Origin of the sequence: Burkholderia dolosa, from assembly GCF_902499135.1 — a bacterium.
GTDB lineage: Bacteria > Pseudomonadota > Gammaproteobacteria > Burkholderiales > Burkholderiaceae > Burkholderia > Burkholderia dolosa.
Window position 1 is genome coordinate 1 of record NZ_CABVPR010000165.1, and the last position, 509, is coordinate 509.

Genomic DNA, 509 nt, shown 5'->3' on the forward strand with positions numbered 1-509 from the left:
TCGCCCGCCAGCTTGGCCGCATCGGCCGCGTGTTGGGCTTCCTTCTGCTTCATATCTGCGTAAGCGCCGATGCCTTGCGCGACCACCTGACCGGCCGCTTGCGCCGCATTCATCGTGTCAGCTTGCTTATCCAGCAGATTCTGTACGTCCGGCGTTTTCGATACTGTTCCGTTCAGGTTCGACGTATCGCGATTCAGGTTCGCCAAGTCCTGCGTCTGGCCGGTTGGATTCGTGATGTTGATCGTGCCTGCGCTCACGCCGCTTCGTGTAGTCGCGTTCTCACTACCGCTATCCGACTGCGAAATCATCGGCGTCACGCCGCCTGCACCGCTGACCGACCCCGGTCCGATTGCCTTGCCGGTTACGCCGACGCCAGCGCCCGCGCTAAAGCCGCTGCTATCCGCGCTGTACGTCGAATGGTTCTCGATATCGCGATAGGTCAGCGTCCCGGTCGTCAATGAGTTTTTCGACGGATCGGCTGTGCTGGCAATCACCGCGCCCGTCAGGTC

Annotated in this window: 1 protein-coding gene; it reads right to left on the reverse strand. The window is 61.3% G+C overall.

Features of this window, described 5'->3' with window-relative positions; genetic code table 11:
- The coding region (locus BUB20358_RS28045; protein WP_174905196.1) for a hypothetical protein at window positions 1-509 on the reverse strand (509 nt) is incomplete at both ends.